This is a genomic window from Lacrimispora sp. (genome assembly GCF_047605665.1).
Lineage (GTDB): Bacteria > Bacillota > Clostridia > Lachnospirales > Lachnospiraceae > Lacrimispora.
In genome coordinates this window covers 25618-49157 of sequence record NZ_JASGFH010000026.1, presented here as the reverse complement: position 1 = coordinate 49157, position 23540 = coordinate 25618, and the positions used below count along the sequence as shown (strand labels likewise).

At 44.9% G+C, this 23540-nt stretch carries 24 protein-coding genes; 4 read left to right on the top strand and 20 right to left on the bottom strand.

Annotation, left to right across the window (positions count from 1 at the left end; all coding sequences use genetic code 11):
* Positions 1-20: 20 nt before the first annotated feature.
* The 10 genes from QM657_RS17840 to QM657_RS17795 all read right to left on the bottom strand — a co-directional run bounded on the left by QM657_RS17840 (position 21) and on the right by QM657_RS17795 (position 6607).
* On the bottom strand, positions 21-2057 hold the full coding sequence (locus tag QM657_RS17840) for a tape measure protein (protein ID WP_415068052.1): 2037 nt from the start codon (positions 2055-2057) through the stop codon (positions 21-23).
* A gap of 15 nt (positions 2058-2072) precedes the next feature.
* Positions 2073-2222, bottom strand: a complete 150-nt coding sequence (locus tag QM657_RS17835; RefSeq protein WP_415068051.1) for a hypothetical protein — start codon at positions 2220-2222, stop codon at positions 2073-2075.
* Positions 2223-2239: 17 nt separating this feature from the next.
* Positions 2240-2653 carry a phage tail assembly chaperone gene (locus tag QM657_RS17830; RefSeq protein ID WP_415068050.1) on the bottom strand — a complete coding sequence of 138 codons (414 nt, stop codon included), beginning with the start codon at positions 2651-2653 and terminating at the stop codon, positions 2240-2242.
* A gap of 15 nt (positions 2654-2668) precedes the next feature.
* Entirely contained in the window at positions 2669-3142 is a 474-nt protein-coding gene (locus tag QM657_RS17825) for a phage tail tube protein (protein WP_415068049.1), read from the bottom strand.
* Between the two features lie 11 nt (positions 3143-3153).
* Complete coding sequence (locus QM657_RS17820; RefSeq protein ID WP_415068048.1) at positions 3154-4194, bottom strand: phage tail sheath C-terminal domain-containing protein; 1041 nt, start codon at positions 4192-4194, stop codon at positions 3154-3156.
* 1 nt (position 4195) lies between these two features.
* Positions 4196-4615: a DUF6838 family protein gene (locus QM657_RS17815; protein WP_415068047.1), complete on the bottom strand. Its 420-nt coding sequence runs from the start codon at positions 4613-4615 to the stop codon at positions 4196-4198.
* 118 nt (positions 4616-4733) lie between these two features.
* Positions 4734-5285, bottom strand: coding sequence for a phage scaffolding protein (locus QM657_RS17810; protein WP_415068046.1), 552 nt, complete (start codon positions 5283-5285; stop codon positions 4734-4736).
* A 264-nt stretch (positions 5286-5549) separates the two neighbouring features.
* Positions 5550-5963 carry a hypothetical protein gene (locus QM657_RS17805; RefSeq protein WP_415068045.1) on the bottom strand — a complete coding sequence of 138 codons (414 nt, stop codon included), beginning with the start codon at positions 5961-5963 and terminating at the stop codon, positions 5550-5552.
* A 184-nt stretch (positions 5964-6147) separates the two neighbouring features.
* Entirely contained in the window at positions 6148-6402 is a 255-nt protein-coding gene (locus QM657_RS17800; RefSeq protein ID WP_415068044.1) for a hypothetical protein, read from the bottom strand.
* Positions 6389-6607 (bottom strand): DNA-binding protein, encoded by a 219-nt coding sequence (locus QM657_RS17795; RefSeq protein ID WP_415068043.1) that lies wholly within the window; start codon positions 6605-6607, stop codon positions 6389-6391. The genes QM657_RS17800 and QM657_RS17795 overlap by 14 nt, the downstream gene beginning before the upstream one ends.
* Before the next feature lie 203 nt (positions 6608-6810).
* Between QM657_RS17795 and QM657_RS17790 the strand changes: the two genes are divergently transcribed.
* The 3 genes from QM657_RS17790 (at position 6811) to QM657_RS17780 (ending at position 8778) form a co-directional block, all read left to right on the top strand.
* Complete coding sequence (locus QM657_RS17790) at positions 6811-7143, top strand: helix-turn-helix domain-containing protein (protein WP_415068042.1); 333 nt, start codon at positions 6811-6813, stop codon at positions 7141-7143.
* 12 nt (positions 7144-7155) lie between these two features.
* Positions 7156-7875: an ImmA/IrrE family metallo-endopeptidase gene (locus tag QM657_RS17785; RefSeq protein WP_415068041.1), complete on the top strand. Its 720-nt coding sequence runs from the start codon at positions 7156-7158 to the stop codon at positions 7873-7875.
* A 186-nt stretch (positions 7876-8061) separates the two neighbouring features.
* Complete coding sequence (locus QM657_RS17780) at positions 8062-8778, top strand: hypothetical protein (RefSeq protein WP_415068063.1); 717 nt, start codon at positions 8062-8064, stop codon at positions 8776-8778.
* Between the two features lie 391 nt (positions 8779-9169).
* Here QM657_RS17780 and QM657_RS17775 read toward each other — a convergent pair whose 3' ends face one another.
* From QM657_RS17775 to ileS, 9 genes are all read right to left on the bottom strand, one after another.
* Positions 9170-9778 carry a manganese catalase family protein gene (locus tag QM657_RS17775; protein WP_415068040.1) on the bottom strand — a complete coding sequence of 203 codons (609 nt, stop codon included), beginning with the start codon at positions 9776-9778 and terminating at the stop codon, positions 9170-9172.
* Positions 9778-10044, bottom strand: a complete 267-nt coding sequence (locus QM657_RS17770; protein WP_415068039.1) for a spore coat protein CotJB — start codon at positions 10042-10044, stop codon at positions 9778-9780. The genes QM657_RS17775 and QM657_RS17770 overlap by 1 nt, the downstream gene beginning before the upstream one ends.
* Positions 10041-10931, bottom strand: coding sequence for a spore coat associated protein CotJA (locus tag QM657_RS17765; RefSeq protein WP_415068038.1), 891 nt, complete (start codon positions 10929-10931; stop codon positions 10041-10043). The genes QM657_RS17770 and QM657_RS17765 overlap by 4 nt, the downstream gene beginning before the upstream one ends.
* 40 nt (positions 10932-10971) lie before the next feature.
* Positions 10972-12306, bottom strand: a complete 1335-nt coding sequence (locus tag QM657_RS17760) for an FAD-dependent oxidoreductase (protein ID WP_415068037.1) — start codon at positions 12304-12306, stop codon at positions 10972-10974.
* A 190-nt stretch (positions 12307-12496) separates the two neighbouring features.
* A complete protein-coding gene (locus QM657_RS17755; protein WP_415068036.1) occupies positions 12497-12910 on the bottom strand; it encodes a CBS domain-containing protein in 414 nt (137 codons plus the stop codon).
* 107 nt (positions 12911-13017) lie between these two features.
* On the bottom strand, positions 13018-13779 hold the full coding sequence (locus tag QM657_RS17750; RefSeq protein ID WP_415068035.1) for a peptidoglycan DD-metalloendopeptidase family protein: 762 nt from the start codon (positions 13777-13779) through the stop codon (positions 13018-13020).
* A 40-nt stretch (positions 13780-13819) separates the two neighbouring features.
* Entirely contained in the window at positions 13820-14740 is a 921-nt protein-coding gene (locus tag QM657_RS17745) for a SpoIID/LytB domain-containing protein (RefSeq protein WP_415068062.1), read from the bottom strand.
* A gap of 210 nt (positions 14741-14950) precedes the next feature.
* A complete protein-coding gene (locus tag QM657_RS17740; protein ID WP_415068034.1) occupies positions 14951-17407 on the bottom strand; it encodes a glycogen/starch/alpha-glucan phosphorylase in 2457 nt (818 codons plus the stop codon).
* A 21-nt stretch (positions 17408-17428) separates the two neighbouring features.
* Complete coding sequence (gene ileS, locus QM657_RS17735) at positions 17429-20542, bottom strand: isoleucine--tRNA ligase (protein WP_415068033.1); 3114 nt, start codon at positions 20540-20542, stop codon at positions 17429-17431.
* Between the two features lie 1143 nt (positions 20543-21685).
* Here ileS and QM657_RS17730 point away from each other — a divergent pair.
* Positions 21686-23146 carry a nicotinate phosphoribosyltransferase gene (locus QM657_RS17730; protein WP_415068032.1) on the top strand — a complete coding sequence of 487 codons (1461 nt, stop codon included), beginning with the start codon at positions 21686-21688 and terminating at the stop codon, positions 23144-23146.
* A gap of 211 nt (positions 23147-23357) precedes the next feature.
* On the opposite strand, the gene QM657_RS17725 is transcribed toward QM657_RS17730, so the two are convergent.
* Positions 23358-23540: a DUF6472 family protein gene (locus QM657_RS17725; protein ID WP_415068031.1), complete on the bottom strand. Its 183-nt coding sequence runs from the start codon at positions 23538-23540 to the stop codon at positions 23358-23360.

The following is a 23540-nucleotide window of genomic DNA, read 5'->3' as shown; positions in this document are numbered from 1 at the left end:
GAAATAAATTGAATAAGACATTATGAATACGCTCCTTCCGGTGCCTTTGCGATCTGCTCTCTGAGAATGTCTCCCAGATGAGCCGCCACCCCGTTGACATCTGTTTCTTTAGTTACCGGCCCGGAAAACTCCACTCTGATGTTAGGAGCAAGAGTATTTTGCGCAATCCGGGCAACATAATCTCTTTCTGCCAGCCTCCTCAGCCATTCGGTATCCTCCTGGTTGTCGATTTTTACAGCGCCTCCCTGTTCCGTTCCTTTGACAGTGGCTGGGTTTCCGGCTGTGGCGAATTGCCCCATATCTGACATTCCGCCCGTATCCTCCATGCCGGGAATTCCACCCATGTCCCCCATACCGGGGATTCCACCCATTTCTTCCATATCAGGCATAGAAAAGAGGTCGGAAACCTTATCGACAAAACCTTTCCCTATGTCATATCCCTTATTGAAAGCAGATTCATTGTTCAGTCGGTCAAACTGCATAGCTGACTTATCAACTCTATCAAGGGTTATCGTTTTATCATCTGTAAGAGCCGACTTAAGGCTGTCGACCTCAGATGACCAGCCACTAACTGTTTTTGAAAAATCACTTCCAAATACTGCATCAATAGCTGACGCAATCGACAGCAGCACACCTATGACAAAATTAGCCAAATCGGCGAATAAACGTATAATAGCGAGGACCGGATTGTTAAAAACATTAGCCAAAAATTCAACAAATGAGATAAACAGATTCACTACATCAATCCCCAGCCCCACCAAGAAGTTCCAAATACCAATGAGTAAATTCACAATCACCGAACCTGCCCAAAAGAGAGCCCCGACTATTAATCCAGTTGCACTTATGCTTGTACCTGCAAAATGATTGAACGCAGCAACACCGGCATAAAAAATGGCTATAAGCAAAATTATGGCTCCAATAATCCAGGTAATAGGGCAAGCTGCCATTGCAGCATTAAAACCTTCTTGTGCCCATATAAGGGCTATAATTGCGGCAGTCTCAAGCCCGTCTGCAGAAGCCTTAAGAATCATGGCTCCAGCATTTTTGAGTGTATTCAGCCAGGCAATTCCAGAAGCCGCATTGTATACAGCCCATGCAGCCGCAATCCCTAAAACAATGGGAGCGAGAATGTCCAGATTCTTGCCAACAAATTCTATTACATCAAGCAGCATATTAAATCCATCAGCAGCCATATATATAACCGCTCCCAGATTATTGATAGCCGCTGCCCCCATATCAGAATTAAGCATTTGATTGATCCTTCCAAACACTCCGGCAAATGCCTGATTCCCAACATTTTGAATTCCTGTCCATACTTCCGAAAAGGTCGTGCCCATGTTGGAAAACTTGTCATTGATCTCACCAGCGGCTGCAAACATGGCTCCTTTAATAATATCTGATGTAATCAACCCTTCCGCTGACATGGCTTTCAACTCATCCTTTGTCTTTCCCATGTAATTTGCAATGGCATCTGCCACCATGGGAGCATTTTCCATGACAGACTGAAATTCATCTCCCTGCATTTTCCCCGATGCCATCACTTGTGTCAGCTGTGAAAAAGTGGACTCTTGATCTGATTCTCCACCACCTGATAATTTCACTGATTTTTGCAGCAGCTCTGTAAATCCAATGGCCTCATCATTGCTGCTAAATCTGTTTTCAGCACTAAGTTTCATTTTAGTTACTGCTGAAACCATATCATTATAAGAACCTCTGGACCGGTTGGCTGCTGCAAAGATTTTATTCTGAAGTCCCAACTGTGCCTCTGAATCTTTATTAATCATTTTTAGCTGAGCATCTGTATTGATATATGCATCGGTCAGATTCATGACTTTTTGGGCATTTTCAAGGGTAGTTATGGACCCAACTAATTTTGTCAGCCCTTTTATAGCGAGAGAAACCGAATCGCCGGTGTTTTTCAGACTGTTATTATATCTATCAACACTTTTACCAGCGCTGTTCAAAGCCTGGGTGGCTCTGTCAGTACCAGAAACAATTTTTTTGACTATAGAACTGTAGCCTTCAACCAGCCAAATCATTGTGTCTAATGTAGCCATATCCCACCTCCTTCCTTATTTCTTCATTCCTGCAGCCAGTTTCTTCTCTTCCTCCACCCTCAACTGTATACTGGCATAAATAAATGCCCTTTCCTTTTCATCCATGGCTAACAGAGCGCCAGGCAGTATATGAAGCTTCTGCAGAGCGAAATGCGCCAGATTCATTTCGCTATCGCCCTGCTTTATTCGTTTTTTGCTTCTTCAATGTCCTCATTGATATCTTCATCCAGGCCGGAAAGATTTCTTATCTCCTCCGCCAAAGTGGCAAATTCTCCGATCAGAAGCATTTTCTTAAGCAGCTTTGTGGCTCCAAGTACGCCATAAGCTCTTTGCAGTTCTGTATCATTTAAGTCCGGGAATACGACAGCACACGCTGCAAGTTCATGACTGTACCCAATCTGGTCAAATACTTCCCTTTCTTCTTTTCCCTTTTTCACCGTCTTCCGGTGTTTTCTTAAAAGTTCTTCATTCTCTTCCTGAGTCACCGGGCGGATGATAAACGGTGCCGGTTTCCCGTCTTCCTGAAATCTCTCTGATACGATTACTTCTTTGTTGTCAATCTTAATTGGATTTAAAAATGCTTTTAAACTGCTCATTCCATGTTCCCTCTCTTATCTCATATTTTCTGGTAAAACATAGCTTTCCAGGTCGTCCAGATCGTCAAATGTGAAATCCGTATCTACGGTATTCAGCTCTTCGCTGCCGTCCTCCAGATAGACCACCGGCGTCTTTGCCAATATGCAGTTCCTCATCACTACGGTACGCTTTCCAATGGTGGAAGAAGGGTCCTCGTTGGTAATCTGAATGCTGATCTGGGGCACCTTGCCTTCTTTGATATACTGCTGATAAACGACAAGTGCTGCAGGGCTTACATTGTACAAAGTCATAGTTCCCTTTCCTTCAGCGCCTACTACCTTGTGCTGCTTCATCCGATGCCCAAGCAGTTTTTTTGCGATAACTGTAAACTCAATGCTCGCATCAATCTTGGACATTTCAAAGAAATACCGGTTCTGGCCATCTGTTGTAATAAAAGCACTTCCTTCGCATCCGGTAACTAAATCTGTAATTTTTGTATAATTTCCCATGTTCTGCCTCCTTATGATAAGTTCACATTAATGTAAATCTTTTCTACGCTGTCAACCGGCTGGATATTTGCCGCCACATGCACCGCATCAATGGCCGCACCTTTTTCTACAGCCACATCGCCTGTTTCAAAATTCTGAATCGCTCCTATGTTCTGCAGAGCAGTTAAGTAATCTACCAGGAAGGACTTTAACAGCAGTCTGCCAGATTCCGTATTATCCGCCTTTCCGATATAAGAACCTTCAAAAATAGAAGATATATCATTTCGGATTCCGTCAAGAGTGCGGACGACCCTGTTTTTCTTAAACATCTGCCCTTTTTCCGGAGAAGTTACTGTAAGAGAGTTAACATCTGCCACAACGGTTACGTTCTGTGCATTGTCCACCTTGAAAATAAACTTTCCGGCAGCAACAGCCTCTTCCATTTCTGACCGTGTCATTCTGGGGACAACATCAATGGCTCCTGTCACCTTTTTTCCAGTGTTGGAGTTGGTAATTCCAGCACCTGCCGCAGCTCCGCCTGCCAAGGCTGTAACCTCTGCCGCTGTAAGGTTTTCTGTCTCTGAAAGCTTCAATCCCTGCACAACATTAATGACTGCCTCACTCTCTCCTTCGCAGTTCGCAAGTACCGTATTGCAGCACACCCCCTCATCATCTCTCATAATCTTGATCCAGGCTGCAATTTTCGCTTTTTCTGCTTCTCTTCCCGTATCATAGGGATAGACTAATGTATCAAATTTCTGGGTTTTTAACGTCTCCAGAGCAGTTGTCAAATCTTCCTCATCGTGTGATGACGGAAGCTTATAAAGCATTACTTTCTTTGCGCTTTGAAGGGCCAGGTTTGCCAGTTTCTTATCGGCTGCAGTTGCTTCTTGCGGATAGTTCTGGTCTTTAGCTGTAATGGAATAGATGATCCCATCCGTTCCCGCACTCAATTCCTGCAGGATAACCGCCGTTCCACGCTCTCCTGGCGTGATCGATAAAATCTCATTTGTAGCTACATTGATATATGCACCTGGTAAAATCTCATTCTGTGATGTCCATGTTCCTGCCATGTCAATCCTCCTTAAAATTCGTATTGGTTTCCAGCTCCTGCATGGGTGTTTCCCCTGTGACCATGGCCTCAGTGTACTTAACCGTGAACTGAAAATGTAAAGTGTCATCAGTCACCTTAAATGACCGGTCTTTGATATAAAATCCTCCTTCCAGGACACGGAAGTGTCTGGAAAGCTCCTCTTGCATCTGTATGCATTTGTTTTTATATTCCCTGGGCTCTCCGTCAGGGAAATATTTCAGGTCAAATTGGGCGGAAACTTTCTGTTTGCCATTGATAGACCTCTGAGAAGAGAAATCTATCAGCTCTGCAAGGAAAGCTGGAGGTGTGAAGTCCGGCGGTGTATTATCACGATAAAATGCAGTGTTATCATTTACCGCCTTGCATTCCTCCAAAATGCCTATGTAAACATCATTAATCATACGTTTGTCAATCCTTTCGATTTCTGCCTCAAACAATTCACACCCTTCTTAAGTACATGCTTTTCTTTCACAAAACCCTTTGCCCTCTTATATACAAAGGTCAAGCCGGCTTTAACAGTCAATTCCTTGGCATGCATTGAATTATCACGCTGCAGGTTTCCCCTTTGCCTAAGGTTAAATCTGTCTTTGGCAAATCATTCTCCTTGGCTGAATCTCCTCCGCCTTCTGTCTTGAATAAATAGGGAAAAGATTCTCTTATTGGATTCAATACATCATCAATGTCAACCGGAATTCCCTCATTATCAAAGGTAAACTGATCCAGTCCGCCATATTTATAGATAATGTAGCCGGCATCCAATACGCCTGACTCCTTAAGCTTATTTTTCAGAGCATATTCTTTCCGGGTATTAACAGCAGCCTCTTTCAAATTTTTGATTTCTATTTCATAATCTTTGATTTTGGTCCGGAGTTCTTTATTTTCAGCACTGTTCTTTTTCAAATCAGCAATTGCTGTGTTGGCTGTACGAAGTTCCTTAACCTTATTATTGTAGACCTGTTTCGGTACTGCATGTTTCGGGAACGCTGTATTGACCGCTTTCATGACAGCTTCCATATCCAGCTTCCCGTCTTTGATCTCAGAATTTCTTAAAATTGCTTTTAACCATTCCATTGTTCATTCCTCCTTAGATGTTTATTCCCGCTCTCCGGGTATTGGGATTCTGCCATTTATACCCATGGCGGGGTAGATGACCGTTTATCCTCGTCAGGATTTCAGGAACATCTTTTCGCCCGGTTTCTTTTTCGGAAAAAGCATAAACCGGGCAAGTCAGCCGGCAGGCTGTTACACCTGGCAGCCGAAGTAAGGCGGACATCGTCTGTCCTGGTAACCTGATTGTATTATAAAACGGCATTTGCGGCGGAAACGGCACTTTTATTAATTGATTTCACTTTTCCGTAAATACCTGTCCCGAATATGCCGCCTTGGATAATCATCGTTTCCGCCATATCCAATTTTAATTGCTATCTTCACCCAGTTCATACCGTCTATGTATCTCATGCGGAAGACGCAGCGGGCCTGCACATCCTCAATGGAATCGATCCACTGTTCCACTGCTTTGACTTTTTCCTGTTTGCATTCCAGATCTTTCTGCCTGCACTCATATAAAATCCAGTTAAAGCCCGCAACACTCCGAACCTTTGGGTATCCTCTCCGATAATCCAAAACAGTATCACTCACAATTCCGGAATCCGTTGTGAGCATCTCCTGAAGTTCTGCTTCCAATATAGGAATTTCCCGCTTAATCCTTTTATAATCCTCCAGCAACTTCTTGGTTATTTTTATATCCACGTTACTCCGCCACCTCTCTGCTTTCAAAGTTTAATCCTTGCGGATTTTAACATAACATTAATTCATCAAAATTTTTATAATCCTCAAATATCCCCAACTAAGGCCGTATGATCTTGTCCCTGCCTGAATTCAGCTCTTTTCCATCTTGATAAACCGTGCTTGTTAAGTGCTTCATCCCCTCTTTTTATAATCCTTGCAGATATACCGCCGGCTTCGTTCCGGACAATGAGGTTGGTGCCGGCAAGACTTGCATGACCGGTTTGTGACCGGGTGAGGCTTTTCTTTGATTGCTGTTTTTATAGATACCACCATACCTTTCTTGTGAAAATTTCTGATCTTTCTGACATCCCCTCACCTCACCAATAGATTTTTTGTTGACATGCATATCTGGTAATGGTATATTAATATTATCGAACATACGTTTGTTATTGGGATTCATCTTTTGTTCTTCTAAATAACCAGATGAAATCATATTCAGGGAAAAATACCTTCCATATTTTTTGAGCATCATCAAAGTAAATGCCTTTTTCAGTATTTTCCTGAAAATTTTCACTTATTGTCTGATGCCTGTATCCGAGTAAATCCGCGATCTGCGCAAAAGTTATTCCTTTCACCTTCATGGCTGTCAGCAAATTGGGATACATCTCATCACCTCCTGTTTCGTATTCGCACTGGCGAATATCTTTCCTGTATTATATTCTCATATGCAACCATTGTCAAGCACAATATTTTCACGTGAGAATAAATTTTACCATTTTCCGTTGATTTTATTTGTCTTTGCGTCTTTTTCTATTTACAATATTCGCAAATTCGTATATAATAAAATCACTTGGAAAGAGGTGATAACATGGAAAGAGAGCAAATTATTCAACAACTTATAAAAGAACAGGGCTATAGTCTGAGGGCTTTTGCAGAAAAATGCGATATACCGTATACCAGTCTGTATACGATTTTAAATAGAACAGGTATCGGTAAGGCCAGCGTCGATGTGGTAATCAGAATATGCAGGGAATTAGGCATTACAGTGGACGAATTAGAAGAATTGTCTGTTCAGGACAATCCAAAAAGCAGCTCTCATTCTTATGCTGATTTCGAAAAACTGGTTGCCAGAAATGGAAAGACCTTATCTGTAGAACAAAAAATGCGCTTGATACAGCTTCTGTCCGAAATCGAAAATTAAGGACTGATTTATTTGCGCAATATTTTATGCTACACGGATCTGTCTCCTGAAATACGGGAGAAAGTACTGGGGGGTATTTTTAAAGTTTATAAAGATTGCAGCATCCAAACCCTCCCTATCGATTGTTCAAAAATTTTGGAACACTACAATTTCAAGCTGTATAGTTATGCCGAATTAAGGGGGAAAAATCAAGAATTATATGAAATGTGCAAGCTATGCACCAACGATGCCTTTTCATGGAACAGGATCGTTGCTTATAATGAAAAAATTCTTTTAAGCCGGATTCGGTTTTCTTTAATGCATGAGCTGGGCCACCATATACTGGGTATCCCATCCACGAGCCAGGAATTTGAAAATATCGTGGATTACTTCACCAGCTATCTCTTGGCCCCCAGAATCTTAATACATAAATACGGATACGAAAGCGCCGACCAAATTCGCAGCGCTTTTCATCTTTCCGCCAGGGCTGCTAACAATGCCTTGGCCGATTATAAAATATGGTTTCAGTATATTTGCCGAACAACCAGAAAACCGTCAGAGCCGGAAACAGAGCTGGAAAATATCTTTTTCCCTAAAATTCACGAAGAGGAGATATCACAAAAAAGAAAGACAAATATCTCGTGCAAAACAGAAGAGTATACGTCCTTTTTTGAAGAATTGCGGCGGGAACGCGGAAATGATTATATATTTCAGCGCGCCGAAGCACAATGGCTTTATGGAAGGGATTATTAAAATCTGCCCGGTACTGGTGTATTGAACAGCCCCATCAAAATGCTTATGAAATTATACAGGATATGCCCAAGGACTATTGGAATTAATGTTAAACAGCCGCTGGCTTTTTAATAAAAACAAAAGAAAAGAGGCAATGAAATGAGAAAGACAAAATTATTAATTGCAACCGCTATCCTATCTGCAGTTATGAGTACTGCGGTCCTTGCCGGAGAATGGAAACAGGACACCACCGGTTGGTGGTATCAGAACGACGATGGAGGCTACACAAAGTCAGGCTGGCAGACAATTGACGGCAAATCCTATTATTTCAATGAATCAGGGTATATGCTTGCCAATACCACAACGCCCGACGGATACCACGTTGGCGCGGACGGAGCATGGGTGAATAACTCCGGCGCAAGCACATCTGTTCAGTTGAGCACCGTTACATCTTCTCCTTCAACGGTCATCAGCCCAGGCACATATAAAGTCGGCACGGACATCGCCGCCGGGGAATATGTATTATTCTCTACCAGCGATTCTGGCGTATATTATGAAATTGCTTCTGACAACAGCGGAAATTACGAAAGTATTATTGAAAATGATAACTTTCCTTACAATGCGATTATAACCGTAACAAACGGACAGTATTTGAATTTTACCAACGGAACCTTATCACCTATCAGTGAAGTTTCACAAATCGACTACACCAAAGGAAATATGTTCAAAGTCGGATATCACATTCCTGCCGGTGAATATAAACTGCAAAGCGGCTCGGAATTCAGCGGCTATTGTGCAGTGCTTAGAAGTTCCAGCGGAGGACTTAATAATATCATAGCTAATGAAAACTTCGCCGGAATAACTTATATGACTGTTGAAAACGGTCAGTACCTGCAGACAGTCAGATGTGTGATTGTTCGATAAATTAATATATAAAATGTAAAAACGGCCCGGCAGCAATCGGAACGGTTTTGGTTTTGCATGGATTATATTTTATCAGGCATGCCTGGAAAGATATAATCAAAAATAAACACTTGAATTACATTATTTGGCACCGGATGAATTCTATAATATAAGACAAGATATAATAAACCTTACTGAAAAAGGGCCGATTTAGATATTGATATCTAAATTAGCCCTTTTTATTGTCTTTGACAAAGAGTACAGCTTACTCTTTCCCACCGTGTATATAACCCGTAAATCGTATTTTGCTCTTGATCCAAACCAATATCACTATTATGGAATGCTGAAAAACAAAACAATATTCAGGTATATCACTGATTATAGTATCAAGAAGAAATTGTGCTCATCACTTTCAGCATTTTGTTTTAATATCAAAACTTGGATTAAAAGCATAGAAGTTTCTGCTGTCCAGATTATCCTGGGTAATTCTTAGAGCTTCTCCAAAGCGCTGGAAGTGAACGATTTCCCGTTCTCTCAGATAGCGGATAGGATCGCAGACGTCAGGGTCCGTTACAACACGCAGGATGTTGTCATAAGTACTCCTGGCCTTCTGCTCTGCCGCCATATCTTCTACTAAATCAGTAATGGGATCACCCTTGGACTGGAATTCGCAGGCATTGAAAGGAACTCCTCCTGCTGCCTGGGGCCAGATACCAGTAGTATGGTCAATATAATATGGACCAAAACCGGATTCCACCACCTGCTCCGGTGTTAAATTCCTGGTGAGCTGGTGAACGATGGTGGCAACGATCTCTAAATGAGCCAGTTCTTCTGTTCCAATATCGGTCAAAAGCCCCTTGCACTCCTTATAAGGCATTGCATATCTCTGGGACAGATAGCGCATGGAGGCGCCCATTTCTCCATCTGGGCCCCCATACTGACTCATAATAAACATAGCCATCTTGGGATTGGGAGTTTTAATATTTACCGGATACTGCAATCTCTTTTCATATCTCCACATCAGCCGCACACTCCTTCCCATGGCCATGGATCATTGATCCAGGACCAGTAATTTGCATCCATGACCCCGTCGACCATTAACGGCCCACACTGGGCCTCATAGGCCAAAACGGCCTGCTGCCTCATATTTGACACATAATAGAAATAGTTTAAGGCATCCTGATCACCGGGATGGGTGTCAAGATACAAAACTACATCATCCATGGCAAAGCTGGCTTCATACACCTGCTGCAACAATGCATTGCAATCAACACTATATCCTGTCATCTCCGGCACCCCTCCATTGTAAACGGTTTATCCAGATCTGGGAAAATGGTTCCTCTGTTTATGGCTGTTTCAACAGAATAAACCTGCTGCCACTGCTGCCATGGCACATAGGCCATACCCACTGGAAATTGGTCAATGTTTTCATACGGCATAGCCGGCGGATTGCACATGGGCATTTCCGGCCTCTTTCTCCGGGCTGATCTGGCACATGAATCCGGACACATCATAGGAGACTCACACTTGTTTCCGGAAGGACACGGCATTGAAGGACACTTGGCTGGGCAGACCTTTTCAGGCATAGCCGGGCACTTGGCTGGGCTGATTTTTTCAGGCATGGAGGGACACTTAGCCGGGCAGATTCTTTCAGGCATTGGAGGGCATTGCACCGGCTTGATCTCTCTCGGCATGGCCGGGCACTTGGCCGGACAGATTTTCTCAGGCATGGCCGGGCACTTGGCCGGACAGATTTTCTCAGGCATGGCCGCCGGGCACTTAGCCGGGCAGATTTTCTCAGGCATGGCCGGGCAAACCTGTTTTGCCTCTTTCTGTGCTGACGGACATTTTGTCGGACAGCATTTTTCAGGCATTGACGGACACTGGGTTGAAGATACCTCCTGGGGTTCTTCCAGACAGACCTCTTCCTCCGGGATCACCGTTTCCATTGGATGAATCCAGGGACAGGGGCTGACAGGGGGTTGTGTATTTCCTACTGACATCTGGTCAACAGGTATATGGTCAGTTCTGGCCGGACCGGAACCCAGGGGCATATCAGGACGGATTACCGTTCCGGGGACCATGGACATATCAAACTCCATAGCAGGACCCCAATGGCCTTCGCCCATGCCGGAAAAGGCTTCCGGAAAGCTTTGTTTCGTGTAACAATCCATAGAATGTATGACTCCTTTCATTATTCGAAAGTTTCTAATATCAATCTATGAATGGAATACTCTGTTGTGCAGGGCCAGATGAGATTTTTCCATTAAATTCAAAGGAAGAACCGTGGCAGGGGCACTCCCACCGCTTGTCATACCTGTTCCAGACAAGGCGGCAGCCCAGATGGGGACAGTTTACGGCTCCGGGCAAGACTCCGGAAGAAAGACCCTTTACGGATTCCATGCCATGAAATACCAGTCTCTTGGCAGAAGCAGCCGGATGATGTCTTTGAGGAGAAAACACCCGGTCATAGGGAGTCCTTTTTCCTGCAATCTGGACGCTTAAAAGCTTGGCAGCCACCATGGAAGAGCTCATACCCCATTTCCCAAAGCCGGTAGCAACGTACCAGTCGGGTCTGCTCCCGGAAAATTTTCCGATATACGGAATTCCATCCAGGGTCATGCAGTCCTGAGCGGTCCACCTCCCGCCTTCCTTTGTCCCCGGAAACAAATGCTCTCCCAGCCGTTTCATCACTGCAAAAGGATTTTCCTCCGGAAGCTTTCCGGTTCTGTGGCTTCCATATCCCATCAGCAGCTTATCTCCGGCGCTGCGGAAGGAATACGCTTTGGAATCAGTTCCCAGGTACATTCCCGGAAGGGGTTTTACTGACTCCAGCTCCAGCACATAGCTCTTTTCCTGATACATTTTTGCAAAATAAAATCCCGGAACATTGACAAAGGGATAGTGCGTGGCAAATACCACCTTATCCGCCTTTACCACTCCCCGGTCCGTCACCACCTCATGACCGTTGACCTTGATGACTCTCGTCCTCTCAAATACCGTAAGTCCGGCAGATACATCCCTTAAAAATTCCAGGGGATGAAACTGGGCCTGTCCGGAAAACCGCACTGCTCCATGAACATGGAAGGGCAGATCCAGCTCCCCTTCAAACGAAGCAGGAAGTCCCAGGCCAATGGCGCACTCCGCTTCCCGAAGCAGCTTTGCTGATTCCCTGACCGAATACAGATACGCATCTTTTGTCTCATAATGGCACTGGATAGAATGGGCCCTGATCAGCTTTCCGTACTCTTCCACCGCAAGCTGGTTGGCCTTGCCGTACAGTCTTGCAATTTCCTTTCCCATGGCCTTTTCCATCTTTTTATAGATCATATTGTGCTGGGATGTAATTTTTGCCGTGGTAAATCCGGTCTGGCCGCTTCCTATCCGTTCCGCCTCCAGAACCACCACATGAAATCCCTGTCTCTGTAAGTAATAGGCTGTCAATATTCCCGCCATCCCTGCTCCTATGACTACAACCTGAGTCCTCTTGTTTCCCGGAAGGGGATTCCTCCGGGGGATGGAGGCTGTTTCCGTCCAAATCGATTTCATCTTCTCACCTCGTATTTTGCTCAAAGCCTTCCTTTGGTTTCCACTACTTGACCTTCATAAAGGAAATTATGCCTCAGAACCCTGTCTTTTATTCCCTGAGCCAAAAGGGAGGAACCAGGCAAACCGGCAAAATGGCATAAAAAATGCGCCCTGACCGGCTAAAAAGCCATTTCAAAGCGCATTTCTTGATCTACCGGTCTGTATCACCGGATTTTTCGTAAAAATAACGGATAATGTCCTTCCGGGTGATGATTCCGATAAAATTTTTCTGGTCATCCACTACGGGCACAAAGTTCTGGTTCAAGGCCTTGCCGATTAAGTCTTCCATTTTGGAATCCGCATACACGGGACGGTTATCTGACCTTCTGTCAATGGCCTGAACCGTCACACGCTCCGCTTCTTTCAAGCTTAAGCTGAACTTGTTCTTGATTCCCCAGAGCATGTCCCCTTCTGTAATGGTACCCACATATTTTCCCCGTCTGCTGATGACAGGCACTGCGGCGTACTTGTGGTACTCCATCTTCTCCAGCGCCTGGCGCAGGGTTTCATCTTCATAAATATAAGCCACTTCACTCTTAGGTGTTAAAAAAAACAGTATGTTCATAGCTGCACTCCCCGTTGGTTATTGGGTTAAGTATAGCAGATGAGTCTTAATCGCTTATGAACAAATTATTATTTTTTTATAACATTTTTTAAGAGCTTCAGTTTTCTTTACTCCATATAATCCAGAGGATCAATGGATTTGTCTTTGTGAGTTAATTCAAAGAATACATTGGCGCCTTCTACAGAATAATATTTGGTGGGCTCTGCAACGTAACCCAGCACCTGTCCTTCTTTGATATACTCATTTTCCACTACCTGCAGTTCCTTTAACTGGCCGCAGATGGCTTTGTACTCGTTTCCCATGTTTAAAATAACATAGTTTCCGATTTCTTCATTGGAACTGATTTTCTCTACCTTTGCATTGGCAGGAGCCACAACCGGAGTGCTGACATCTTCCTGAATGACAATTCCCGGATTGCATTTATACTGATCCAGGGTTGGGAAGTAAATGGTGGACTCCATATTGTAATCTAAAATCACATTTCCCCGTACAGGCCATGTCATCCTGGATGCATCGCTGAAATTCAGCGTCAGGGACTGGGCGGCGTTTTTGCCGGTGCCGGCTTTTACAGCCTGGGTCTGGTCTTCCTGCTTTGCAGTGGCTTTCGGGGAATCTGCCACCTGCATTTCCTCTTCCAAATTCTTTGCTGCGTTGGAATTTCCTGCAACAGCTCCCTGTGTTTTCTGGGGCGCCGTTTCTTCCACAATCATGCCGCTTTGATCCGGCACTTGCAGATATGGACTTTCACCGGCCCCATTTCCTCTTTGTACGGTAATGACACCTGCCGCAGCTACTATAGTCAGCAGGCCTAGAACCAATAGGACAAGGAATACTTTATCCTTGAACAATTGACTTACTTTATCTTTCACGTTTATCACCTCGATAATATTCTTACCAAGAGTGAAAGAGTTATTCAGAAATTAAAACAATATTTTTATAAAAATAAGGGAGAATTTTTTCTGCTGTCCACCCTTCCTCTGCCCTGCACTTAGCGCCATACTGGCTCATGCCGTATCCATGGCCGATTCCCTGGGTCACTGCCCTGATATTTCCCTCATATTCCTCAAATCCATAGGAAGGGGAAGAAAGTCCCAATGCATACTGGACTTCTTCTCCGGTAAAGCTCCTGGTTCCGATCTGGATTTGTTCCACATATCCGCCCTCGTCTCTGGAAATGATCTGAATGCTTTCCGGGACCTGATCCGCTTTGATTGGAACCTCTCCCGATATCCGGCTGATTTTTTCCGCAAATTCGTCTCTGGTGAATACAGTTACGGTCAGAAAACCTTCTGCCTCCACATCTCGCCCGCTGTCAACAGGCTGCAGATAGGGATGGTTTTCATCACCTGCCCTGGTCCTTCCGGTGCTGGCCCTGTGAAACAGAGGGTCTGCCAGCTTTCCGTCATACATCATAACGGTCTTTGCCGTGGAACGGACCGCTTCCTCCACGGCCTGATAGCTGGTCACAAATGACTCGCTTCCCCACTGCTTTTTCATCTCACTCTCCTCCAGGTACTCCATATGAAGCTCTGACTCCTTTATTTCTGCCCGTCCGTCCATCTTTTTATAAAGGTATGTTCTGGCAATAATGGCCTGGGCTCTCAGCGCCTCTTTTCCGTAATCAGCCGGCATCTGCCTCGCCACCACTCCCGGCAGGTATTCTTCTGCATCCATGTAGGACTGTCCGCCTTTCCGGTCTAAAAGGATTTTCTTTCCGCTGGTGATGACAGGAGCTTTTTTCTGCTCCTCGATCTTTCCGGTCCATGCAAGAGTCACTATATATGGAAGCAACAGGCTCAAAATACAGGCCATGATTATTTTTTTCACTATTTTTTTCACCTCACCGCTTTGCATTCCTGTCTACTGTCCAAAATACAAATCTAAAATACAAGGGCATGTTTGCAGGTATTTCAATATATGCAAAAAGACGCCCCGGAATCACTCCGGAACGCCTTTTTGAGGAAGTTCGACTCGCCTGCGGTTCGTTGAACGACAATTTTATAAATTCAGCCGGCGCTGCACTTGGCTTCTCTAAGAAAATCAGTCCAGCTCTACCTTTACTTTTTCCAGATGCCAGATATCTCTTACATACTCTTCGATGGTGCGGTCAGAGGTGAACTTGCCGCTCTTAGCCACATTGAGCATAGCCGCCTTTGCCCACCATGCCTCGTCGCGGTATGCCTTATCGATCCGCTTCTGTGCTTCCGCATAAGAAGGAAGATCCTTTAAGATAAAGTACATATCCGCCCTGTCGCTGCTCTGGGTATTTAACAGGGAATTGTAAATATCGCGGAACAGTTCCGGGTCCTGAGGTGAATAGTAGCCGTTGATGAGCTGCATCAGGACTCTGCGGACTTCGTAGTCGTTGTTGAAGATTTCCATGGGCACGTATCCGCCCTGGGTCTCGTAGCGGATTACCTCGTCGGAAGAAAGGCCGAAGATAAAGGCATTTTCAGCTCCCACTTCTTCCACGATTTCCACATTGGCACCATCCATGGTTCCAATGGTCAGAGCGCCGTTTAACATGAATTTCATATTTCCGGTTCCGGAAGCTTCCTTGCTGGCTGTAGAAATCTGCTCGCTGACATCGGCTGCCGCAAAGATGATTTCCGCATTGGATACCTTGTAATCTTCAATAAACACTACCTTCAGCTTGCCGCCGATGCTTCTGTCGTTATTGACCACTTCCGCTACCGCATTGATCAGCTTGATGGTCAGTTTCGCCCTCTTATAGCCTGCAGCCGCTTTTGCACCGAAGATAAAGGTTCTCGGAACCATATCCAGGTTAGGATTATCCTTTAACTGGTTGTATAAATGCATCACATGGAGGATGTTCATCAACTGGCGCTTGTATTCGTGAAGGCGCTTCACCTGCACATCGAATATGGATCTTGGATCGATCTCAATGCCATTGTGCTCCTTGATGTATTTCGCCAGACGCACCTTGTTCTGGTACTTGATATCCATGAACTGCTGCTGGCATTTGGGGTCATCTGCATAGACCTCCAGACGGCGGATGTGGGAAAGGTCTGTAATCCAGTCATCGCCGATTTTTCTGGTGACCCAGTCAGCCAGAAGGGGGTTGCCGTGAAGCAGGAAACGCCTCTGGGTGATACCGTTGGTCTTATTGTTGAATTTCTCCGGCATCATCTGGTAGAAGTCTTTTAATTCCTGATTCTTTAAAATCTCCGTATGAAGCCTTGCAACGCCGTTTACGGAAAATCCGCCTACAATAGCCAGATTTGCCATGCGGACCTGACCGTTGTATACAATGGACATCTTGCTCAGCTTATTCTGATCTCCCGGATACATCTGGGAAATCTTCTGCTGGAAGCGGCGGTTGATCTCTTCTACGATCTGATAAATTCTGGGAAGCAGTCTGGAGAACAGCTCAATAGGCCATTTTTCCAGGGCTTCGGACATGATGGTGTGGTTGGTGTAGGCGCAGGTTTTTGTCGTGATCTCCCATGCCTCATCCCAGCTTAAGCTGAAATCGTCTAAAAGAATTCTCATAAGTTCCGGAACCGCTACCGTCGGGTGAGTATCGTTTAACTGGAAGACGGTCTTCTCATAGAACTTATGTATGTCGTCGTGTTTTTCCATGTACTTCATAACCGCTCTCTGAACGCTGGCGGAAATGAAGAAGTACTGCTGTTTTAAGCGCAGCTCTTTTCCTGCGTAGTGGTTATCGTTGGGATAGAGAACCTCCACAATGGTCTTTGCCAGGTTTTCCTGCTCCACAGCCTTCTGATAGTCACCCCGGTCAAAGGAATCCAGGCTGAAGGTATTGACAGCCTCTGCATCCCAGATACGCAGGGTGTTGACCACATTGTTGCCGTAGCCTACGATGGGCATATCGTAAGGAACCGCACGGACGGACTGGTAATTTTCCTGAACGAACCGCTCTTTTCCGTTTTCCCATACGGTTTTGACGAAGCCGCCGAACTTTACTTCTGTGGCATATTCCGCACGGCGGATTTCAAATGGGTAGCCGTTTTTCAGCCAGTTATCGGGAACCTCGTTCTGGAAGCCATCTTTAATTTTCTGTTTGAACATGCCGTAGCGGTAACGGATGCCACAGCCGTAAGCAGGATATCCGAGAGTGGATAAGGAATCCAGAAAGCAGGCTGCCAGACGGCCCAGACCGCCGTTTCCAAGAGCCGGGTCCGGCTCCTGGTCTTCAATGGCGTTTAATTCAAAGCCCAGCTCGCAGAGAACTTCCTTTACCTCATCCCTTGCCATAAAGCTGATGATGTTATTGCCCAGGGCACGGCCCATGAGAAATTCCATGGACAGATAATACAGGGTCTTTACATCATTTTTCTCATATTCCTTATGGGTGGCAATCCATTCGTCGATGATCACATCTTTTACCGCATAGGCAACGGCCTGGTACATCTGCTCCATGGTGGCTTCTTCCACTGTCTTGCGGTAAATATTTTTCACGTTGAGAATGACGCTCTTTTTAAAAGAATCCTTATCAAATCCCATTTTCATACTACGTTTCCTCCTAATTGTTTACTGAGACTTCTCCACACCTAATGTTACATCTTCACCGTTAATATTCCATTCCTTCACATATCCGGCAGTTCTGCCAAGGATGATGTCCTCTGCAAGAACCTCTCCCTTTATTTCGTCCTTGTGAGCCTGCAGAATATCGGCAATTGCTTCATTTCCTTCACTGTATACCAGGATGTGATCCATCACCTCAAAACCGGCTTCCTTACGCATGGTCTGTATTTTGCTGATCAATTCACGGACAAAGCCTTCTCTGATCAGCTCCGGTGTCAAATTGGTATCCAGCACAACGGTAACAAAATTATCTCCCTCAGATACATAGCCTTCCGTCTGAGCGGTGTCAATGAGAAGGTCATCTTTTGTAAGCACCACCTGGGTGCCATCAAATTCAAAGGTAAGGGCTCCCGTTTCATTTAAGGTGTCCATAGCCTGATTTCCGTCGATTTCGCTGAGAGCTGTTTTGATGCTGCCAAGCTGTTTTCCGTATTTTGGTCCCACTGTCTTTAACTGAGGCTTAAAGCTGTAGGAGGTGAAATCCCTCACATCATCGGTAAAGAGGACTTCTTTTACATTCAGCTCTTCTTCGATGATCTCCTGATAGAATACCGGCAGGGTATGGGGTGCCTTTACAAACATACGGCCGATTGGCTGGCGGTTTTTGATGTTGGCTGTATTTCTGGCGGCGCGGCCCATGACAACGATCTTTAAAACCTCATCCATGTTTTCTTCCAGCTTTTTGTCGATGCAGCCTTTATCTGCAACCGGATAGTCGCATAAATGAACGCTTTCTGGGGCGCTCTGATCCACGCTGCAAACCAGATTCTGATAAATCTGCTCGCTCATAAACGGAATCAAAGGAGCGGCCAGCTTGCTCACTGTCACAAGAGCCGTATACAAAGTCATGTAAGCGTTGATCTTATCCTGCTCCATGCCCTTTGCCCAGAAACGTTCCCGGCTTCTGCGCACATACCAGTTGCTCATATCGTCCACAAAGGACTGGAGCGCTCTGGCAGCCTCAGGAATCTGGTATCCGTCCAGGCTGGAATCCACGTCTTCCACCAGAGTGTTGAGCCTGGATAACAGCCATTTATCCATAACAGGAAGCTTTTCGTATTCCAAAATATATTTTGTAGGGTCAAAATTATCAATATTCCCGTAAAGCACAAAGAATGCATACGTATTCCACAAGGTACCCATAAATTTGCGCTGGCCTTCCATAACAGCTTTTCCATGGAAGCGGTTCGGCAGCCATGGTGCGCTGTTCACATAAAAATACCAGCGGATGGCGTCTGCGCCGTAGGTTTCCAGAGCTTCAAACGGATCGACGGCATTTCCCTTGGATTTGCTCATCTTCTGTCCGTTCTCATCCTGGACGTGTCCCAGAACAATGACATTCTTATAAGGGGCTTTGTTAAAAATCAGAGTGGAAATGGCAAGAAGGGAATAAAACCAGCCTCTTGTCTGGTCCACGGCCTCTGAAATGAAGTTTGCCGGGAACTGCTGTTCAAATAATTCTTTATTTTCAAATGGATAGTGATGCTGTGCAAATGGCATGGCGCCGGAGTCAAACCAGCAGTCAATCACCTCCGGAACACGCTTCATCTGCTTGCCGCATTTTTCACAGGCAATGGTCACTGCGTCGATGTATGGGCGGTGAAGCTCGATTTCATCCGGACAGTTTGAAGACATCTTCTTTAATTCCTCAATGCTTCCGATGGAATGCTGGTGTCCGCACTCACATTCCCACACATTGAGGGGAGTACCCCAGTAACGGTTTCTGCTGATTCCCCAATCCTGGACATTTTCCAGCCAGTCGCCGAAGCGGCCTTTTCCAATACTTTCCGGAATCCAGTTGATGGTGTTATTATTGCGGATCAAGTCTTCCTTGACAGCAGTCATCTTGATGAACCAGGACTCTCTCGCATAGTAGATGAGAGGTGTATCGCATCTCCAGCAGTGAGGATAGCTGTGCTCAAATACAGGAGCGGAGAATAAAAGACCTCTCTCGTCCAAATCCTTTAAAATCTTTGGATCGGCATCTTTACAGAAGGTTCCCGCCCACTTGGTCTCTTCGGTCATTTCACCGGCTGCGTTGACTAACTGGGCAAATGGAAGATCGTATTTTTTACCCACCTTGGAGTCATCCTCACCAAAGGCCGGAGCGATGTGAACCACGCCTGTGCCGTCGGTCAAGGTGACGTAATGGTCACATGTTACGAAATATGCCTTTTTATCCGGCTGCACAAAGTCAAACAGCGGCTCATATTCCTTGTATTCTAAGTCTTTTCCAGTGTATCTTTCTAAAACAGTGTAATCTTCTCCCAAGACTTTTTCGCAGAGAGCTTCTGCCATATAATAGGTATATTCTCCGCTTTTTACCTTTACATACGTCTCATCGGGATTTACACAAAGTCCCACATTGGAGGGCAGGGTCCACGGAGTTGTGGTCCATGCCAGGATATAGGCATCCTCTCCCTTTACTTTAAAACGGGCGATGGCGGAACGCTCTTTCACATCCTTATAGCCCTGAGCTACCTCATGGCTGGATAATGGGGTTCCGCAGCGCGGACAGTAGGGAACGATCTTAAAGCCCTTATATAACAGGCCCTTTTCCCAGATCTGCTTCAATGCCCACCACTCAGATTCAATAAAATTATTTTCATAGGTCACGTAAGGATCATCCATGTCGGCCCAAAAGCCTACGGTCTTTGAAAAATCCTCCCACATGCCTTTGTATTTCCAGACGCTTTCCTTGCAATATTTAATAAAAGGCTCCAGGCCGTATTCTTCGATCTGCTCCTTGCCGTCAAGGCCCAGCATCTTCTCCACTTCCAGCTCCACCGGAAGTCCGTGGGTATCCCAGCCCGCCTTACGTGGCACGTTGTATCCCTTCATGGTACGGTATCTGGGAATCATATCCTTGATGACGCGGGTCAGCACATGGCCGATATGGGGCTTTCCGTTGGCAGTTGGCGGACCGTCATAAAACGTATAGGTTTCCTTATCCTTGCGCTCTTCCATGCTCTTTTTGAAAATGTCATGGTCCTCCCAGAATTTTTCAATTTCCTTTTCTCTCGCTACAAAGTTTAAGTCTCCAGGGACTTTCTTGTACATCTTTTGCGACCTCCGTTTCTTCTTATCAAAAAAACCCCCATCCTGTAATCAGGACGAAGGTTGAATTCTATCTTCGCTGCACCACCCATTACCGCATACCGACATATGCTTTCCCTTAACGCAGAAAATACGTCCTGACCTACTGACTTCAGCCGGAAACTCCGGAGTGATATTCGTATCCAGGTTACTCTCGCCAGGCTTCCACCAACCCCGGCTCTCTTTGGATTTCCCCTTGGTACTACTGTCTCCATCAAAGTTTTTGTTACTTATGAGGATGATAACACCTATATATCTTGTAATTATAGAGATTGGAAAAAGAAATGTCAAGGTTATTTTTATATTTATCCACAAGTAATCCACAAAGAAGCCTTCGGCATAAAAAGGACGGGTACCGATTCATATTCATGAAATTCGATACCCGTTCTACACGTTTTCATCCATTGGTCCTTATATACCTCTCTCTTCTGGTTTTTATTTCGGTTTCCTTTGAATGCTCCATATGAACTTTTCTGCCGCTTCCCCTCGCTCAAACCATCATCTTTAATCCTTTTCCTCTGTATCACTTTTCATTATTTATATGTGTTATGAAACTCTCAGTGAAAATCAAATTTCGTACGAACCAAATTCCTTATGAAATGACGGGTACGATGAATATTCTCTGCAGTTATAACCAATCATAGACAGATATAAGATTTTCAGATCCTTTCCTGGTTTCATCCATGCTCTCGCATTTATTCATCACCTGGTATGAATTGAAGCTGGGTAATACGGTTTTTCCTATTGCCTGAACTTTGTTTTTGCAAATCAGGCTGTACTTATGTCTTCGGTGGAATCGCCTCCTGTTCTCTTCCATCTTCCGGAGCAATATGGAAAATGGGGTTGATTTATTTTCTTTTGTATTATCCTTTGTTTATGGCTTTATTATATACTATTTAAGTGTATTTTGCAAGACTTTTTTTCAAAAACTTTTAAATTATTTATTAATTTTCAAATTGTATATATTAATTTTGTTTATTTAATCTTTTTATGAAATTTATTCGTTTCTTTTGTAATTTGATTGATCGTTAAATTTTTGTCGATTCCATTGTCTTTTTGTAAAATTATGGTATAATGTGCGAAAAAGATTCGCAAAGGAGAAAATTTATGAGCCAGCGCAATTTAACTTTATTAACGGACCTCTATGAATTGACCATGATGCAGGGATACTTCAAAGAAAAGGATGCCAACGAGACCGTAATCTTCGATGCCTTTTACCGCAGCAATCCGGGCGGAAACGGGTATGCGATCTGCGCCGGCTTAGAGCAGGTCATTGAATACATCAAGGAACTTCGCTTTGAACAGGAGGATGTGGACTATTTAAGGTCAACAGGCCTGTTTGAAGAGGATTTTCTGGAATATCTGCTCCGCTTTAAATTTTCCGGCGACATCTGGGCGATTCCCGAAGGAACGGTGATATTTCCCCGTGAACCTCTCGTCAAGGTCATCGCACCTGTTATGGAAGCCCAGTTAATTGAAACGGCCCTGTTAAATATCATCAACCACCAGAGCCTGATTGCCACAAAGGCTGCCAGAGTCATCTATGCGGCAGACGGAGACGGCGTCATGGAATTCGGCCTTCGCCGGGCTCAGGGGCCTGATGCGGGAATCTACGGCGCAAGGGCAGCCATGATTGCAGGATGCATCGGCACCTCCAATGTACTTGCGGGAAAAATGTTCGGCGTTCCCATAAAAGGAACTCATGCCCATAGCTGGATCATGAGCTTTCCCGATGAGCTGACCGCATTCCGCAGATATGCAAAGCTTTATCCCTCGGCCTGCATTCTCCTGGTGGACACCTACGACACCTTAAAATCCGGTGTTCCCAATGCCATCAAGGTATTTAAGGAAATGCGGGAAGCCGGCATTCCCCTCACCTTTTACGGCATCCGATTAGACAGCGGGGATTTGGCTTACCTTTCTAAAAAGGCCAAAAAGATGCTTGATGAGGCAGGATTTACAGATGCCGTTATCTCCGCTTCCAATGACCTTGACGAAACCCTGATCAACAGCTTAAAGATTCAGGGTGCGACCATTAACTCCTGGGGAGTTGGAACCAACTTGATCACCTCCAAGGACTGCCCTTCCTTTGGCGGCGTTTACAAGCTGGCTGCCATTATGGATCGAAAGACAGGCCAGTTCGTTCCTAAAATCAAGCTTTCTGAAAATGCGGAAAAGATCACAAATCCGGGCAACAAGGCTATCAAACGGATTTACAACCGGGAAACCGGAAAGATTATCGCTGACTTAATCTGCCTGGAAGGAGAGGTTTTCCAGGAAAGCAATTCCCTCCTTCTCTTTGACCCCATTGAGACATGGAAAAAGACCCATCTGGCGCCTAATTCCTACACCATGAGGGATCTTCTGGTTCCTGTATTTAAGGGCGGTGCCTGTGTTTATTCCTCTCCCGCTGTTATGGATATCCGGAATTACTGTCAGAAAGAGTTAAATACCCTTTGGGATGAGTCCCGCCGTCTTGTAAACCCCCATGAGGTCCATGTGGATTTATCCAATGAGCTGTGGCACATGAAAAAACAGCTTTTAGACAGCTACCACTTCAGTGAATGATACGAATCTGAGCTTTCCGTGTTCACACTCTGGTCATAATATTGTTACAGGCTGGTCAAACTCTCTTCATATTTAACGGTTATACTTAAACCATCGAGAAAAGATGTTGCCAACATACTTTGAGATAAGAAAAATTTTTTTCATAATTGCCGGTGTTCTCTGGAGGAACACCGGCTCCTCCCTTTTTATGGGGGAATGAAGGGATTTTTCCCTACATCTGTTTTTTGACCACCGAATATTCATTTCCAAAACGGAAATGAGGGCAGATGTAATGGGAATTGCTTAAAAATCCCATCAGTTCATCTTCATCTAAATTGATCTCGCATTCGTAGTATTCATATTCTTCATTATAATTATAGTAAATACAGTCTTCACAACTGTTCTTTCCTGCCAT

What these genes read in the sequence shown, in the direction of transcription:
- QM657_RS17755 (WP_415068036.1), bottom strand. Translation starts at nt 12,910, where the DNA reads ATGAACATACTGTTTTTTTTAACACCTAAGAGTGAAGTGGCTTATATT.
- QM657_RS17795 (WP_415068043.1), bottom strand. Translation starts at nt 6,607, where the DNA reads ATGTATCCCAATTTGCTGACAGCCATGAAGGTGAAAGGAATAACTTTT.
- QM657_RS17790 (WP_415068042.1), top strand. Translation starts at nt 6,811, where the DNA reads ATGGAAAGAGAGCAAATTATTCAACAACTTATAAAAGAACAGGGCTAT.
- QM657_RS17770 (WP_415068039.1), bottom strand. Translation starts at nt 10,044, where the DNA reads ATGACAGGATATAGTGTTGATTGCAATGCATTGTTGCAGCAGGTGTAT.
- QM657_RS17730 (WP_415068032.1), top strand. Translation starts at nt 21,686, where the DNA reads ATGAGCCAGCGCAATTTAACTTTATTAACGGACCTCTATGAATTGACC.
- QM657_RS17725 (WP_415068031.1), bottom strand. Translation starts at nt 23,540, where the DNA reads ATGGCAGGAAAGAACAGTTGTGAAGACTGTATTTACTATAATTATAAT.
- QM657_RS17775 (WP_415068040.1), bottom strand. Translation starts at nt 9,778, where the DNA reads ATGTGGAGATATGAAAAGAGATTGCAGTATCCGGTAAATATTAAAACT.
- QM657_RS17815 (WP_415068047.1), bottom strand. Translation starts at nt 4,615, where the DNA reads ATGATTAATGATGTTTACATAGGCATTTTGGAGGAATGCAAGGCGGTA.
- QM657_RS17740 (WP_415068034.1), bottom strand. Translation starts at nt 17,407, where the DNA reads ATGAAAATGGGATTTGATAAGGATTCTTTTAAAAAGAGCGTCATTCTC.
- QM657_RS17810 (WP_415068046.1), bottom strand. Translation starts at nt 5,285, where the DNA reads ATGGAATGGTTAAAAGCAATTTTAAGAAATTCTGAGATCAAAGACGGG.
- QM657_RS17825 (WP_415068049.1), bottom strand. Translation starts at nt 3,142, where the DNA reads ATGGGAAATTATACAAAAATTACAGATTTAGTTACCGGATGCGAAGGA.
- QM657_RS17840 (WP_415068052.1), bottom strand. Translation starts at nt 2,057, where the DNA reads ATGGCTACATTAGACACAATGATTTGGCTGGTTGAAGGCTACAGTTCT.
- QM657_RS17835 (WP_415068051.1), bottom strand. Translation starts at nt 2,222, where the DNA reads ATGAATCTGGCGCATTTCGCTCTGCAGAAGCTTCATATACTGCCTGGC.
- QM657_RS17820 (WP_415068048.1), bottom strand. Translation starts at nt 4,194, where the DNA reads ATGGCAGGAACATGGACATCACAGAATGAGATTTTACCAGGTGCATAT.
- QM657_RS17780 (WP_415068063.1), top strand. Translation starts at nt 8,062, where the DNA reads ATGAGTACTGCGGTCCTTGCCGGAGAATGGAAACAGGACACCACCGGT.
- QM657_RS17760 (WP_415068037.1), bottom strand. Translation starts at nt 12,306, where the DNA reads ATGAAATCGATTTGGACGGAAACAGCCTCCATCCCCCGGAGGAATCCC.
- QM657_RS17830 (WP_415068050.1), bottom strand. Translation starts at nt 2,653, where the DNA reads ATGAGCAGTTTAAAAGCATTTTTAAATCCAATTAAGATTGACAACAAA.
- ileS (WP_415068033.1), bottom strand. Translation starts at nt 20,542, where the DNA reads ATGTACAAGAAAGTCCCTGGAGACTTAAACTTTGTAGCGAGAGAAAAG.
- QM657_RS17765 (WP_415068038.1), bottom strand. Translation starts at nt 10,931, where the DNA reads ATGGATTGTTACACGAAACAAAGCTTTCCGGAAGCCTTTTCCGGCATG.
- QM657_RS17800 (WP_415068044.1), bottom strand. Translation starts at nt 6,402, where the DNA reads ATGAATCCCAATAACAAACGTATGTTCGATAATATTAATATACCATTA.